11 protein-coding genes are annotated in these 14,169 nt (G+C 72.5%); all 11 read left to right on the plus strand.

Annotation, left to right across the window (positions count from 1 at the left end; all coding sequences use genetic code 11):
- Positions 1 to 364: 364 nt before the first annotated feature.
- The 11 genes from AB0367_RS36275 (at position 365) to argH (ending at position 13,960) form a co-directional block, all read left to right on the plus strand.
- A complete protein-coding gene (locus AB0367_RS36275; protein ID WP_366231043.1) occupies positions 365 to 1,576 on the plus strand; it encodes a nucleotide sugar dehydrogenase in 1,212 nt (403 codons plus the stop codon).
- Positions 1,573 to 2,370, plus strand: a complete 798-nt coding sequence (locus tag AB0367_RS36280; protein WP_366231044.1) for a glycosyltransferase family 2 protein — start codon at positions 1,573 to 1,575, stop codon at positions 2,368 to 2,370. The genes AB0367_RS36275 and AB0367_RS36280 overlap by 4 nt, the downstream gene beginning before the upstream one ends.
- A gap of 9 nt (positions 2,371 to 2,379) precedes the next feature.
- The gene (locus AB0367_RS36285) at positions 2,380 to 3,405 is read left to right on the plus strand and encodes an NAD(P)-dependent oxidoreductase (protein ID WP_366231045.1); all 1,026 of its coding nucleotides are present in this window, start codon (positions 2,380 to 2,382) and stop codon (positions 3,403 to 3,405) included.
- Between the two features lie 412 nt (positions 3,406 to 3,817).
- Complete coding sequence (locus AB0367_RS36290; RefSeq protein ID WP_366231046.1) at positions 3,818 to 6,535, plus strand: AAA family ATPase; 2,718 nt, start codon at positions 3,818 to 3,820, stop codon at positions 6,533 to 6,535.
- Between the two features lie 151 nt (positions 6,536 to 6,686).
- Positions 6,687 to 7,691: an N-acetyl-gamma-glutamyl-phosphate reductase gene (gene argC, locus AB0367_RS36295; protein WP_366231047.1), complete on the plus strand. Its 1,005-nt coding sequence runs from the start codon at positions 6,687 to 6,689 to the stop codon at positions 7,689 to 7,691.
- A complete protein-coding gene (argJ, locus tag AB0367_RS36300; RefSeq protein ID WP_366231048.1) occupies positions 7,688 to 8,863 on the plus strand; it encodes a bifunctional glutamate N-acetyltransferase/amino-acid acetyltransferase ArgJ in 1,176 nt (391 codons plus the stop codon). The genes argC and argJ overlap by 4 nt, the downstream gene beginning before the upstream one ends.
- A 28-nt stretch (positions 8,864 to 8,891) precedes the next feature.
- The gene (gene argB / locus AB0367_RS36305) at positions 8,892 to 9,776 is read left to right on the plus strand and encodes an acetylglutamate kinase (RefSeq protein ID WP_366231049.1); all 885 of its coding nucleotides are present in this window, start codon (positions 8,892 to 8,894) and stop codon (positions 9,774 to 9,776) included.
- On the plus strand, positions 9,773 to 10,948 hold the full coding sequence (locus tag AB0367_RS36310; RefSeq protein ID WP_366231050.1) for an acetylornithine transaminase: 1,176 nt from the start codon (positions 9,773 to 9,775) through the stop codon (positions 10,946 to 10,948). Before argB ends, AB0367_RS36310 begins: the two co-directional genes overlap by 4 nt.
- Positions 10,945 to 11,862 (plus strand): ornithine carbamoyltransferase, encoded by a 918-nt coding sequence (argF, locus tag AB0367_RS36315; protein ID WP_366231051.1) that lies wholly within the window; start codon positions 10,945 to 10,947, stop codon positions 11,860 to 11,862. The genes AB0367_RS36310 and argF overlap by 4 nt, the downstream gene beginning before the upstream one ends.
- A 70-nt stretch (positions 11,863 to 11,932) precedes the next feature.
- Complete coding sequence (gene argR, locus AB0367_RS36320) at positions 11,933 to 12,439, plus strand: arginine repressor (protein ID WP_366231052.1); 507 nt, start codon at positions 11,933 to 11,935, stop codon at positions 12,437 to 12,439.
- Between the two features lie 90 nt (positions 12,440 to 12,529).
- Positions 12,530 to 13,960 (plus strand): argininosuccinate lyase, encoded by a 1,431-nt coding sequence (gene argH, locus AB0367_RS36325; RefSeq protein ID WP_366231053.1) that lies wholly within the window; start codon positions 12,530 to 12,532, stop codon positions 13,958 to 13,960.
- The last annotated feature ends 209 nt before the right edge of the window (positions 13,961 to 14,169 follow it).

Raw genomic sequence — 14,169 nt, forward strand, 5'->3', positions numbered from 1 at the left:
GGCTCCGGGGTGGGAACCCCCCGGCTGCGCCCGCGCGGAGCGCGCGCCAGGCTGGTGGCAGTGCCCAGGACGCGATGGCGCGCAGCGGAGGCAAAAGTGGCCGCGGAGCGGGCATGGGGGGCTCCGGGGTGGGAACCCCCCGGCAGCGCCCGCGCGAAGCGCGCGCCAGGCTAGGAACTGTGTGGCCGCCGTCACGTGCATCCGATATCGGACTCTCCGGCTCACGCATGGTCCGGTCCGGATTCGCCGGAGATGGTACCGTCACGGCGCTGAGCCGAACTTTCCGCGCAGCTCGCGGCGTTGCATGAGGCTCGGCCCGCGCGAAGCGCCGGTATCGACCACGATCTTCCTGAAGGGGCAGCGCGTGTCAGACGTCAGTGCATCGGCGGGATTCACCACGGACGTCGTGGTGATTGGTGGTTGCGGCCGGGTGGGGCTTCCGCTCGGCATCGCCCTGGCCTCCCGCGGCCTGCAGGTGACCCTGTACGACATCAACGAGGCCGCCGTCGCCGTGGTCAACAGCGGGCGGCTGCCGTTCGACGAGGAGGGCGCCGCGGCGCCGCTCGCGAGCGCCGTCGCCGAGGGCCGGCTCAAGGCCAGCACCGACCCGGCCACGGTCGCCACGGCCGAGCACCTGATCGTGATCGTGGGCACCCCGGTCGACGAGCACCTCAACCCGAACATCGCGGCCGTGCCGAAGGCGATCGAGCGCTGCGCCGAATACCTGCGTGACGGCCAGCTCATCGTGCTGCGCAGCACGGTTCACCCGGGGGTGACCGCGCTCACCGAGAAGCTCATCAAGAAGCTCGGGGTGAACGCGGACGTGGCGTTCTGCCCGGAGCGCATCGCCGAGGGCAAGGCGATGACCGAGCTGTTCGAGCTGCCGCAGATCGTCGCCGCCCGCACCCCGGAGGCCACCGAGCGGGCCGAGAAGCTCTTCCGCAACCTGGCCGGCCAGATCGTGATCCTGGAGCCGGAGGAGGCGGAGCTCGCCAAGCTGTTCACCAACACCTGGCGATACATCAAGTTCGCCGCGGCCAACCAGTTCTGGATGATGTCCAACGACTTCGGCCTGGACTTCGAGCGGATCCGGCACGCGATCCGGTTCCAGTATCCGCGCGCGTCCGACATGCCGGGCGCCGGCTTCGCCGCCGGGCCGTGCCTGCTCAAGGACACCATGCAGCTCGCGGCGTTCAACAACAACAACTTCGTCCTCGGCCACAGCGCCATGCTCATCAACGAGGGCCTGCCGCTCTACGTCGTGTCGAAGCTGCAGGAGCGCTTCGACCTGTCGGAGATGACGGTCGGCATCCTCGGCATGGCGTTCAAGGGCGGCAGCGACGACATCCGCGAGTCGCTGGCCTACAAGCTGCGCAAGGTCGTCATGCTGCGGGCGAAGGAGACGCTCTGCACCGACCCGTATGTCAAGGACGACCGTTTCGTGCCGCTCGACGAGGTCCTCACCCGCGCCGACCTGCTCATCATCGCCGCTCCCCACCCGCAGTACCGTGACCTGGAGACCGAGATCCCCGTTGCGGACATGTGGGGCGTGACGAACAAGGGCGTGCGTATATGAGTTTGGCACCACAGATCTCTGTGGTCATCCCGGTCTACAACGAGGGCGAAGCGATCGTCCGCTGCCTCGAGCGCATCCTCCGCGAGGTGATGATGCCGGCCGAGATCCTCGTGGTGCACGACATGCCCGAGGACACGACAGTGCCGCACACCCTGCAGGTGCAGGCTCGTGACCCGCGGGTCCGTCCGGTGCTCAACACCTACGGCCGCGGCCCGGCCAACGCGATCCGCTTCGGCATCGACGTGGCCCGGGCGCCGGTCGCGGTGGTCACCATGGCCGACGGCTCGGACGACCCGCGCCAGATCGAGGACCTGGCGCGGCTCGTGGACCGGGGTGTCGTCGTCGCCGCCGCGTCGCGGTACATGCCCGGCGGTCAGCAGGTGGGCGGACCCCGGTTCAAGCGGTTCCTGTCCCGCACCGCCGGCCGCACGCTGCACTGGTTCGCCCGGGTCGGCACCCGGGACGCGACGAACAGCTTCAAGGCGTATTCGACGCAGTTCGTGCGCGAGGTCGGCATCGAGTCGAAGACCGGCTTCGAGATCGGCATCGAGCTGACCGCGAAGGCCACCCGGCTGGGGCTGCCCGTGGCGGAGATCCCGACGATCTGGCTCGACCGGCAGCTCGGGGAGTCGCGCTTCGACGTGGGCCGTTTTATGCCGAGTTACCTCAAGTGGTACCGATTCGCGTTCGGCCGCAGACTGAGCATGGAACAGTTGGCGAAGCGTCCGGCCTCGTCCGCGGCCCGCCACGACGCGCAGGCCGCCCGCGAGAGCTCATCCGCAACTCGAAGTTAAGGAGTGTTTGTGGCAAAGGTCCTGGTCACCGGATCGGCCGGCTTCATCGGTGGATATGTCGTCGAGGAGCTGCTGTCCCGCGGCTACCAGGTCGTCGGCCTGGACAACTACTCGAAGTACGGTCCGGTCACCCGCAGCTACGACTCCCACCCGGACTACCGCTTCGTCGAGGGCGACGCCCGCGACGTGGACCTGGTCACCGAGCTGCTGGAGGGCTGCGAGCACTTCATCGCCGGTGCGGCGCTCATCGGCGGCATCTCGTACTTCCACGCGTACGCCTACGACCTGCTCGCCACCAACGAGCGGATCATGGCCTCCTCCTGCGACGCGGCGATCAAGGCGCACCAGGCCGGCACGCTGAAGAAGATGACGTACCTGTCCTCGTCCATGGTCTTCGAGTCGACGACGCACTGGCCGTCGAAGGAGGGCGACGAGCGCGTCGTCCCGCCGCCGCTGTCGTCCTACGGGTTCCAGAAGCTGGCCGTGGAGTACTTCGCGAAGGCCGCCTGGGACCAGTATCGGCTGCCGTACACGATCGTGCGCCCGTTCAACTGCGTCGGCGTCGGCGAGGGCCGGGCGCTCGGCGAGGTCGAGGTGCTCTCCGGCAACGTCAAGCTGGCCATGTCGCACGTCGTGCCCGACCTGGTGCAGAAGATCGTCAAGGGGCAGGACCCGCTGCACATCCTCGGCTCCGGCGAGCAGGTGCGCCACTACACGTATGGTGGCGACCTGGCCAAGGGCATCGTCGTCGCGATGGAGTCCGAGCGGGCACACAACGAGGACTTCAACATCTCCACCGCCGAGTCGACCACGGTCACCGAGCTCGCCGAGGTCATCTGGCGCAAGATCAAGGGCCCGGACGTGCCGCTGCGCGTGGTGTCCGACGATCCGTATGAGTACGACGTGCAGAAGCGCGTGCCCGACTGCGCCAAGGCGCGCGAGGTGCTCGGCTTCGAGGCGACCACGTCGCTGGACGAGATGCTCGACGAGGTCATCCCGTGGGTGACCGAGGCGGTCAAGGAAGGCCGTCTGTAGATCCGGCGCCGAGAAAAGGCCCCACCGCCCGGCGGGGCCTTTTCCGTGGGATGGCTCCGGGCCGCCGGTCGAAACGTTCAAATGGCGCTTACGGTTGTCTTGGGTCGAACGGCACTTGTCGTATTCGCGACACTTCTGACGGTCGTCGCGGCCGTGAGCCGGCGCCCGGCCGGGCCTCGCGACGGCGCGCCGCTCCGGGTGTCGCAGTGGCCCAGGATCGGGTGGAATGCCTTGTACAGCCCGGTTTGACGCGGGTGACCGTCCACATCGCGCAGTGGCCCGTGCTCGGCTGGGAAGCGGTCCTGCCCCGCGCCCGGCTGCGATGATCCGCGGTCGGCCGGGCTTCACGGGATGGTCTCGCGCCGTTCTCCGGCCGTTGCGACGAACGGTGGTTCGTTAGAGACTCGGCGTCGTGGTGAGCACCTCGTCGGCGCCCATCGGCCGAGCCGATCTCCTGAACCACGCCCGGGAGCGGCTCGCGGCGGGCGGCAGCGTCGTGCTCTGCGGTCCCGCGGGGATCGGCAAGTCCACCATCCTCGATGCCCTCGCCGCCGCGGAGAGCGAGGCGCTGGTGCTGCGCGCCGCCGCCGCGGAGGCCGAGGCCGACCTGCCGTATCTGGCGCTCGTCGATCTCTTCGACGGCACACCGGACGCCTTCGACCTGCTCCCGGCCCACCTGCGCGCGGCGCTGGACGGCGCCCTGCTGCGCAGCGCGCTGCCGGCCACGCCGCACGACCAGCTCGCGGTGCGCCTGGCTGTGCTCGAGCTGTTCCGGGGCCTCGCCGCCGAGCGGCAGGTGCTGCTGATCCTCGACGACGTGCAGTGGATCGACGAGCCCAGCGCCGGGGTGCTGCGGTTCGTCTCCCGCCGCCTCGGGGAGGTGCCGGTGCGGGTCCTCGCCGCCGAGCGGGTGCCCGACGGCGGCGCGCCCAGCCGGCTGGACCTGTGCCCGCCGCCGAGCACGACGCTGCCGGTGCCGCCGCTGCCCCAGAGCGACGTGGCCGACCTGCTGCGGGCCCGCTTCGGCGCCGAGGCCGGCCGGGCGCATGTGCAGCGCATCTACGAGGCCAGCGCGGGCAACCCGCTGTACGCGGTCGAGCTCGGGCGGGCCATCGGCAACAACTCGTTCCCGGTCACCGACCCGCTGCCCGTCCCGGAGCGCCTGCGCGAGCTGCTCGCCGCCCGCCTGGCCTCGCTGCCCGCCGCCGACCGGCCGGCGCTGCTGGTCGTCGCCGCGGCGGCCCGCCCCAGCCTGACCCTGCTGGCCGCGTGCGGGCTCGCCGAGGGGCTGGTCGAGGCCGCCATAGCCGCGGGTGTACTGCACGTCGAGCCCGACGGCGCGATCCGGTTCTCCCATCCGCTGCTGCGCGAGATGGTCTACGCCGACGCCACCGCCGCGGCCCGCCGCGAGACCCACGAGCGGCTCGCCGAGACGGTCACCGACCCCGTCGACCGGGCCCGGCACCTCGCCGCCGCCCGGCCCGAGCCCGACGAGGCCCTCGCCGAGTGCCTCGCCGCCGCCGCGTCCGCCGCCCGGCTGCGCGGCGCGCCGGCGATGGCCGCCGACCTGGCCGCGCTCGCGGCGGAGCGCACCCCGCGCGACACGCCGGGAGTGGCCGCGGTACGCCAGCTGAGCGCCGCCCAGTACGCGTACTCGGCCGGCTCGCCGGTGGACGCCCGCCGCCACGCCGCGGCCGCCCTGCGCGACGCCGCCGACCGGCGCACCCGGGTCGGGGCGCGGCTGCTGCTGGTGGAGATGTCCGGCGAGGACCACTCCAACTCCGGCCCGCTGCTCGACGCGGCGTTCGTCGAGGCGGTCGACACCCCGGACCTGCTCGCCCACGTCCGGCTGTACAAGGCGGTCAAGGCGTACTGGGACGGCGACAGCGAGGCGGCCCTCGCGGAGCTCAAGCGGGCCGAGGAGGCCGCCGAGCTGTGCGGTGACATGGAGCGGCTCGTCGAGGTGCTCAGCTGGCGGGGCAACATCCTGCTCGGCACCGAGGGCGACGAATACCTGGAGCGCGCCGGCAAGCTCGCCCGCGGCCTGTCGCTCACCCCGGCCACCGTCGCCGCCAGGCAGGTCGCCGCGATGAGCCGGCTGTTCAAGGGTGAGACCGCCGAGGCGGTACGGCGTATCGAGGCGCTGCGGATCGCGGTGGAGCGGGCCGGGACCGTGCGCGACCTCGCCGCGGTGCTGGTCTCCGTGGCCGGCGTCTACTGGCGCGCCGGCCGCTGCGCCGACGCGCTCGCCGCCGGCCGGGACTGTGTGCGCCTCTACGTCGACGTCGAAACCACCCCCGGCCCCGGATACCTGGTGGCCGCGCTCGTGGAGTACGCGGGCGGGACGGCCACGGCCGCCGCCGGGCACGCCGAGCGCGGCGTCGCCGCCTGCCTCGCCGCCGGTGACGAGGACTGGATCAAGCTGGCATACGCGACCAGCGGCCTGGTCCACGTCCTGCGCGGCGACCCGATCGCCGCCGCCGACGCGATGCGCGAGGCCTACAACCTCGATCAGCGCCTCGGCCGGCTCGACCCGGGCGTGCTGCCCTGGCACGCCGACTTCGTCGAGGCCCTCGTCGGGGCCGGCGCCCGCGCCGAGGCCGCCGAGGTCCTCGAGGAGGTCGAGCAGCGCGCCCGGCATCTCGACCGGCGGGTGGTGCTGCTCGGCCTGGCCCGGGCCCGCGCCGTGCTCACCGCCGCGACCGGCGAGGCCCGCGAGGGCGCGGAGGCGCTGCACCGGGCGATCGAGGAGTGGCCGGACCACCCGTACCCGCTGGAGATGGCCCGCGCCTACTACACGCTCGGCGGCCTGGAGCGGCGCGCCCACCGCCGGGGCGCAGCCCGCGCGGCCCTGTCCGAGGCGGTCCGCCGCTACACCATGGCCGACGCGCACCCGTGGCGCGAGGTCGCCGTGGCCGAGCTGTCCCGCCTCGACGGTGGCCGGGGCGCGGGGCTGTCGGAGACCGAGCGGCGCATCGTCGAGCTGGTGCGGGCCGGCGGCACCAACCGCGAGATCGCCCGGGCGCTGTTCCTGTCCATCAAGGCCGTCGAGGCGAATCTGACCCGGCTGTACCGCCGCCTGAACGTCCGCAACCGCTCGCAGCTGGCCCGGTTCCTGGACCCCGAGTAAGAGCAGGCGGGCCCCCGTGAGGTGCGGGCCTCATTCCTGCTGGATGACCTCTGCATGATTCATTCGAGCTAGCCTCCTAGGAAGGTTGGGAAAGTGAGGGGCGCCGCAACCTCCTTGAAACGGGGGGTTGCATAGCGATACAGTCGAGCGCATGGGAATACGTGTCGCCGTCGCGGGAGCGTCCGGGTACGCCGGCGGTGAGCTGTTGCGGCTCATCGCCGGGCACCCGAATCTCGAGCTTGCCGTGGCCACCGGGTTCGCGCAGGCCGGATCGACGATCGGGAGCGTGCACCCGCACGTGCGATCCTTCCGCGACGTCGTGCTCGCCAAGACCGAGCCGGCCGCGCTCGCCGAGGCCGACCTGGTGTTCCTGGCGCTACCGCACGGCGAGTCCGCGGCCATCGCGGCGCAGTTGCCGGAGTCGGTGCGCATCGTCGACCTCGGCGCCGACTTCCGGCTCGAGGACCCCGAGGACTGGCAGCGGTATTACCCGGGCTCGCACGCCGGCACCTGGACGTACGGGCTGCCGGAACTGCCTGGCCAGCGGGACCTGATCAAGGCGTCGACCCGGGTCGCCAACACCGGCTGCTACGCGGTCGCGACGATCCTGGCCCTGGCTCCGCTGATCGCGGCCGGTGTCGCCGACCCCGACGACGTGGTGGTGGTGGCCTCCTCCGGCACCTCGGGCGCGGGCCGGTCGGCGAAGCAGCACCTGCTCGCCTCCGAGGTGATGGGGTCGATGTCGCCGTACAGAGTCGGCGCGCACCAGCACGTGGCCGAGATCAAGCAGGCCAGCGGCGCGCGGACGCTGTCCATGACGCCGACGCTGGCGCCGATGCCGCGGGGCATCCTGGCGACGGTCACCGCGAAGCCGCTGGGGCACGCCGACCCGCGGGCGGTGCTGGGCGCGGCGTATCACGCCGAGCCGTTCGTGCAGGTGCTGCCGGAGGGTCAGTGGCCGCAGACGGGCGCGACGTTCGGCTCCAACGCGGTGCACCTGCAGGCGACGCTCGACGTCGACAGCGGGCGGATCATCGTCGTCACCGCCGTCGACAACCTGGTCAAGGGCGCGGCCGGCCAGGCCGTGCAGAACGCCAACATCATGCTGGGCCTGCCGGAGACCGCGGGCCTGAGCGTGGACGGGATCGCACCGTGACCGTCACCTCGCCGAAGGGCTTTCGGGCGTCAGGAGTCGCGGCCGGGATCAAGGCCACGGCCGGGGCGCTCGACGTTGCGCTCGTGATCAACGACGGGCCCGACTTCACCGCCGCGGCCGTGTTCACGAGCAACCGCATCAAGGCGGCGCCGGTGCTGTGGAGCCAGCAGGTGCTGCGGGCCGGCATCGCGCGCGCCGTCATCCTCAACTCCGGCGGCGCCAACGCGTGCACCGGGCCGGCCGGCTTCCAGGACACCCATGCCACCGCCGAGCACACCGCGGCCGTGCTGTCCGGGCGGGCGTCACGGTTCCCGGTCGGGGCCGGCGACGTCGTGGTCTGCTCGACCGGGCTGATCGGCGAACGCCTGCCGCTGACGAAGCTGCTGTCCGGCGTCGACGCGGCCGGCCGCGCGCTCGCCCGCGACGGCGGGCCAGAGGCGGCGAAGGCCATCATGACGACCGACACCGTGCCGAAGAGCGCCGTGCACAGCGGCCAGGGCTTCACCGTCGGCGGCATGGCCAAGGGCGCCGGGATGCTCGCGCCGGGCCTGGCGACCATGCTCGTGGTGCTCACCACCGACGCCGTCGCCGACGCGTCCACGCTGGACACCGTGCTGCGCGGGGCGACCTCGGTCACCTTCGACCGGATCGACTCCGACGGCTGCATGTCGACCAACGACACCGTTGTGATCATGGCCAGCGGCGCCTCGCGGATCGAGCCGACGGAGCAGGAACTGGCCGAGGCGGTCACCGCCGTCTGCGCCGACCTGGCCCGGCAGCTCATCGCCGACGCCGAGGGCGCCACGAAGGAGATCGCGATCGAGGTGACCGGCGCGGCCTCGACGCCCGACGCGGTCGAGGTGGGCCGCTCGATTGCCCGCAACAACCTGGTGAAGACCGCGTTCTTCGGCAACGACCCCAACTGGGGGCGCATCCTGGCGGCGATCGGCACGACCGCGGCGGCGTTCGAGCCGGACGAGGTCGACGTCGCCATCAACGGGGTGTGGATCTGCAAGGGCGGTGCCGCCGGCGAGGAGCGCTCGAAGGTGGACCTCAGCGGCCGGGTGGTGACCGTGACCGTGGACCTGCACGCCGGAGACGAGCGCGCGACGATCTGGACGAACGACCTCTCCATGGGGTACGTGCACGAGAACTCGGCGTACAGCTCGTGAACGGTCCGCAGCGGAAGCGGAGGCTCTCATGAACGGGCGTGACCTGGGCATCGCGCTCGGGAAGGCCAATACCCTCATCGAGGCGCTGCCGTGGCTGGAGCGGTTCTCCGGCTCGACGGTCGTCGTCAAGTACGGCGGCAACGCGATGGTCGACAACGAGCTCAAGCGCGCGTTCGCGGCCGACATGGTGTTCCTGCGCCACGTCGGGATCAAGCCCGTCGTCGTGCACGGCGGCGGGCCGCAGATCTCGGCGATGCTCAAGCGGCTCGGGATCACCAGCGAGTTCAAGGGCGGCCTGCGGGTCACCACCCCGGAGACGGCCGACGTGGTGCGGATGGTCCTCGTCGGGCAGGTCGGCCGCGAGCTCGTCGGGCTCATCAACGAGCACGGCCCGCACGCGGTCGGCATGTCGGGGGAGGACGCCGGGCTGTTCACCGCGGTGCGCCGGCCCGCCATCATCGACGGCACGCCGGTCGACATCGGCCAGGTCGGCGACGTCGAGCGGGTCAACGTCTCCGCGGTCGCGGACCTCATCGCGGCCGGGCGGATCCCGGTCGTGTCGACGGTCGCGCCCGACGCCGACGGCGTGCTGCACAACCTCAACGCCGACACCGCGGCCGGAGCCCTGGCCGTGGCGCTGCAGGCGCGCAAGCTCGTCGTGCTCACCGACGTCGAGGGGTTGTACCGCAATTACCCGGACCCGTCCACGCTGATCTCGCAGCTGACCGCCGACGAGCTCGCCGAGCTCCTGCCGGGGCTCGAGTCGGGGATGGTGCCGAAGATGGAGGCCTGCCTGCGGGCGGTCAAGGGCGGGGTGCCGGCCGCGCACGTCGTCGACGGGCGGGTGCCGCACTCGCTGTTGCTGGAAGTTTTCACGTCGGAAGGGTTCGGGACGATGGTGGTGGCGCAATGACGGGCTCTCTGACCTCTCGCTTCGAGGCGTCGGTGATGAACACCTACGGCCCGCCGTCGCTGGGGCTGGTCAGCGGCAGCGGCGCGGTCGTCGTCGACGAGTCCGGGCGTTCCTACGTGGACTTCCTCGGCGGCATCGCCGTCAACCTGCTCGGCCACGGCCACCCGGCGGTCGTCGCGGCCGTCACGGCGCAGATCTCCACCCTCGGCCACGTGTCCAACCTGTACGCCTCGCCGCCGGTGGTGGCCCTCGCCGAGCGGCTGCTCGCCCTCGCGGGCCGGCAGGGCGCGGTGTTCTTCGCCAACTCCGGCGCGGAGGCGAACGAGGCGGCGTTCAAGCTGTCCCGGCGCACCGGCCGCACGAAGATCGTCGCGGCGGAGGCCGCGTTCCACGGCCGGACCATGGGCGCGCTGGCGCTGACCGGGCAGCCGGCCAAGCAGCAGCCGTTCCTGCCGCTGCCGGGCGAGGTCGTGCACGTGCCGTACGGCGACGTCGAGGCCCTCGCCGCCGCCGTGGACGACGCGACCGCGATGGTGCTGCTGGAGCCGATCCAGGGCGAGTCGGGGGTGGTGGTACCGCCGGCCGGTTACCTGATCGCGGCCCGGGAGATCACCACGCGGCACGGTGCCCTGCTCGCCCTCGACGAGGTGCAGACCGGCATCGGGCGCACCGGGTACTGGTTCGCCCACCAGGCCGAGGGGGTGCGCCCCGACGTCGTCACGCTCGCCAAGGGCCTCGGCGGCGGCCTGCCGCTCGGCGCGATGATGGCGTTCGACGACGCGGCGACCCTGCTCGGCCCGGGCATGCACGCCTCGACGTTCGGTGGCAACCCGGTCTGCTGCGCCGCGGCCCTCGCCGTGCTGGACACCATCGAGTCGGAGCACCTGCTCGACGCCACCAAGCGGCTGGGCGAGCGGATCCGCCGCGGCGTCGAGGCGCTCGGCCACCCGCTCGTGACCGGCGTGCGCGGGGCCGGCCTGCTGCTCGGCGTCACGCTGCGCGGCCCGGCCGCCGGCGCGCTCGCCGCGGTGCTGCGCGACAAGGGCTTCCTGGCCCAGGCGGCGCAGCCGGACGTGCTGCGCATCGCACCGCCGCTGATCCTCACCGAGGAGCAGGCCGACGCGTTCGTCGCCGCGCTCGGCCCGGCGCTCACGGCGGTGCAGCCGGCATGACCCTTCGACACTTCCTGCGCGACGACGACCTGACGGCCGCGGAGCAGCTGCGGGTGCTCGAGCTCGCGGCGGCGATGAAGGCCGACCGGACCGGGTCGCGGCCCCTTGAGGGCCGGTCCGTCGCGGTCATCTTCGAGAAGTCGTCGCTGCGCACCCGCGTCTCGTTCGAGGTCGGCATCACCCAGCTCGGCGGGGTGCCGATCATCATCGACGCGCTCACCACGCACTTCGGCCGGGGCGAGAGCGTCGGCGACGCGGCGAAGGTGCTCTCGCGCTACGTCGACGCGATCGTGATCCGCTCCACCTCCGACGAGCGGGTGGCGCAGCTCGCCGCCGGCGCGACGGTGCCGGTCGTCAACGCCCTCACCGACGGGTTCCACCCGTGCCAGCTGCTCGCCGACCTGCAGACCGTGCGGGAGCGGCTCGGTGGGACGCAGGGGCGGATCATCACGTACCTCGGCGACACCGCCAACAACATGGCGCACTCCTACGCCCTCGCGGGCACGCTCGCCGGGATGCAGGTGCGGCTGTGCGGGCCGGCCGGGTTCGAGCCCGATCCGGCGGTGCTCGCCGCGGCGCGGGAGCGGGGCGTGGTCGAGGTGATCGGCGAGCCGGCCGAGGCGGTCAAGGGCGCCGACGTGCTCGTCACCGACACGTGGACGTCGATGGGGCAGGAGAACGACGGGCTGGATCGGCGGACGCCCTTCGTGCCGTACCAGATCAACGGCTCTTTGCTCCTGAGTGCCAACCCGGGTGCGATCGTGCTGCACTGCCTGCCCGCCCACCGCGGCGACGAGATCACCGACGAGGTCATGGACGGGCCGCAGTCCGCGATCTGGGACGAGGCGGAGAACCGCCTGCACGCCCAGAAGGCGCTGCTGACGTTCCTGCTGGAAGGCCGCGAGCGACGATGAGCGGTCCGCGGCGCGGCGGCGCCTGCCCCGGGGTGCGGGGCCTCATCGATCCCCGGGCGGAGTGCACGGCATGAGTGCGCCGACGACGAAGGCGGCGCGGCTGGACCGGATCTCGGCGCTGATCCGTGCCGCGGCGGTGCACTCGCAGACCGAACTCGCGGAACTGCTGGCCGGCGACGGCATCCAGGTCACGCAGGCGACGCTGTCGCGGGACCTCGAGGAGCTGCGGGCGGTGAAGGTGCGCGGGGCGTACCTCATCCCGGAGGACGGCGAGCGGGCGCTGCGCCCCGCGGAGCAGGCGCCGACGCGGCTCATCCGGCTGCTGCGCGAGCTGCTCACGGGCGTGGACTACTCGGGCAACCTGGTCGTGCTGCGCACCCCGCCGGGGGCGGCGCAGTTCCTGGCCAGCGCGATCGACCGGACCGGGCTGCCCGACATCGTCGGCACGATCGCCGGTGACGACACGATCATGGTCGTCGCCCGGGAGGTGCCGGACCCGTCCCGGCCGCCGTCGGCCGGGGAACTGCTGGCGTCCAAGCTGACCGCCTGGAGCCAGCCCGGCGACGACAGCGCCTGAACACCGCACATCCTGCGGTCCCCTCCTGTCCGTCCGCCGCGGCCCAGTGCCGCGGCGATCTTGCATTACGTGTTGTGGAAGGATCGTTGCGTGGCTTCTGAGACTCCGACCCGCTTGTGGGGCGGCCGCTTCGCCGGCGGCCCTGCCGAGGCGCTCGCCCGGCTGTCCGTGAGCGTGCAGTTCGACTGGCGGCTCGCCCCGTACGACATCGCCGGCTCCCGTGCCCACGCCCGGGTCCTGGCCCGCGCCGGGCTGCTGGACACCGAGGAGCTTGGCCGGATGCTCGCCGCCCTCGACGACCTCGAGTCCGCCTGCGCCGCCGGCGACTTCCGCCCAACCGTCGACGACGAGGACGTGCACACCGCGCTGGAGCGCGGCCTGCTCGAGCGGCTCGGCACGCTCGGCGGGAAGCTGCGCGCCGGCCGGTCCCGCAACGACCAGGTCGCCACCGACCTGCGGCTCTACCTGCGCGACCACGCCCGTGGCGTCGCATCGCGCATCGTCGAGCTCGCCGACGCCCTCATGGAGCAGGCCGCCCGGCACGTCGACACGCCGGCGCCCGGCTTCACCCACCTGCAGCCGGCCCAGCCGATCGCGTTCGGTCACCAGCTGCTCGCGCACGTCCAGGCGCTGCTGCGCGACCTGGACCGGCTGCGCGACTGGGACGCCCGCACCTCGGTGAGCCCGCTCGGCGCCGGGGCGCTCGCCGGCTCGTCGCTGCCGCTGGACCCGACCCAGGTCGCCAAGGAGCTCGGGTTCGCCGCCGCCGCGCCCAACTCGATCGATGCCGTCGCCGACCGGGACTTCGTCGCCGAGTTCCTGTTCGTGGCCGCGCTCACCGGCGTGCACCTGTCCCGCCTCGGCGAGGAGGTGGTGCTGTGGACGACGCCCGCCTTCGGCTGGGTGCAGCTCGACGACGCCTTCGCCACCGGCTCGTCGATCATGCCGCAGAAGAAGAACCCGGACATCGCCGAGCTCGCCCGCGGCAAGTCCGGCCGGCTCGTCGGGCACCTCACCGGGGTGCTCACGATGCTCAAGGGCCTGGCCCTCGCCTACGACCGGGACCTGCAGGAGGACAAGGAGCCGGTCTTCGACGCCGTCGACACGCTCGAACTCGTCCTGCCCGCGCTGGCCGGGATGATCTCCACGATGACCGTGCGGGTCGACCGGCTCGCCGCGCAGGCCCCGGTCGGGTACACGCTCGCGACCGAGGTCGCCGAGTGGCTGGTCCGGCAGGGCGTCGCGTTCCGGGAGGCGCACGAGATCACGGGCAAGCTCGTGGTCATCTGCGCCGCTCGCGACATCGGCCTGGACGAGGTGACCGACGAGGAACTCGCCGCCGTGAGCCCGCACCTGACCCCGGTGGTCCGCGAGGTGTTCTCCGTCCCGGGCGCGCTCGCGGCGCGTACGACCCCCGGCTCCACCGGCCCCGGCCCGGTCGCCGACCAGCTCGCCACGGCCGCCGACAAGCTCGACCGCTGGCGCGACTGGTCGGCGGAGCAGGTGATCCCGCGCGACTGAGCCCGCGTTGGCGTCGCGGGGATGCCAGGTCCGGGCGGCGCTGGCCGCGCCTGCGATCCGCGTCGACCGGCCATCATGTTCGCCTGATCACGGAGTAAAAGTGCACAGGGAGCAGCACGTTCAACGCCGTTGCGTTTAGCGTCGTGGGCGGGCGGCAAGTCCTTGTTCGAAGATCGTGATGCTGGCGTGGATGGTATAGGTCTGGGTGG

The organism is Dactylosporangium sp. NPDC051484 (assembly GCF_040689395.1).
In the GTDB taxonomy this organism is placed as follows: Bacteria; Actinomycetota; Actinomycetes; order Mycobacteriales; family Micromonosporaceae; genus Dactylosporangium.

What these genes read in the sequence shown, in the direction of transcription:
- AB0367_RS36280 (WP_366231044.1), top strand. Translation starts at nt 1,573, where the DNA reads ATGAGTTTGGCACCACAGATCTCTGTGGTCATCCCGGTCTACAACGAG.
- argC (WP_366231047.1), top strand. Translation starts at nt 6,687, where the DNA reads ATGGGAATACGTGTCGCCGTCGCGGGAGCGTCCGGGTACGCCGGCGGT.
- argB (WP_366231049.1), top strand. Translation starts at nt 8,892, where the DNA reads ATGAACGGGCGTGACCTGGGCATCGCGCTCGGGAAGGCCAATACCCTC.
- AB0367_RS36310 (WP_366231050.1), top strand. Translation starts at nt 9,773, where the DNA reads ATGACGGGCTCTCTGACCTCTCGCTTCGAGGCGTCGGTGATGAACACC.
- argF (WP_366231051.1), top strand. Translation starts at nt 10,945, where the DNA reads ATGACCCTTCGACACTTCCTGCGCGACGACGACCTGACGGCCGCGGAG.
- argR (WP_366231052.1), top strand. Translation starts at nt 11,933, where the DNA reads ATGAGTGCGCCGACGACGAAGGCGGCGCGGCTGGACCGGATCTCGGCG.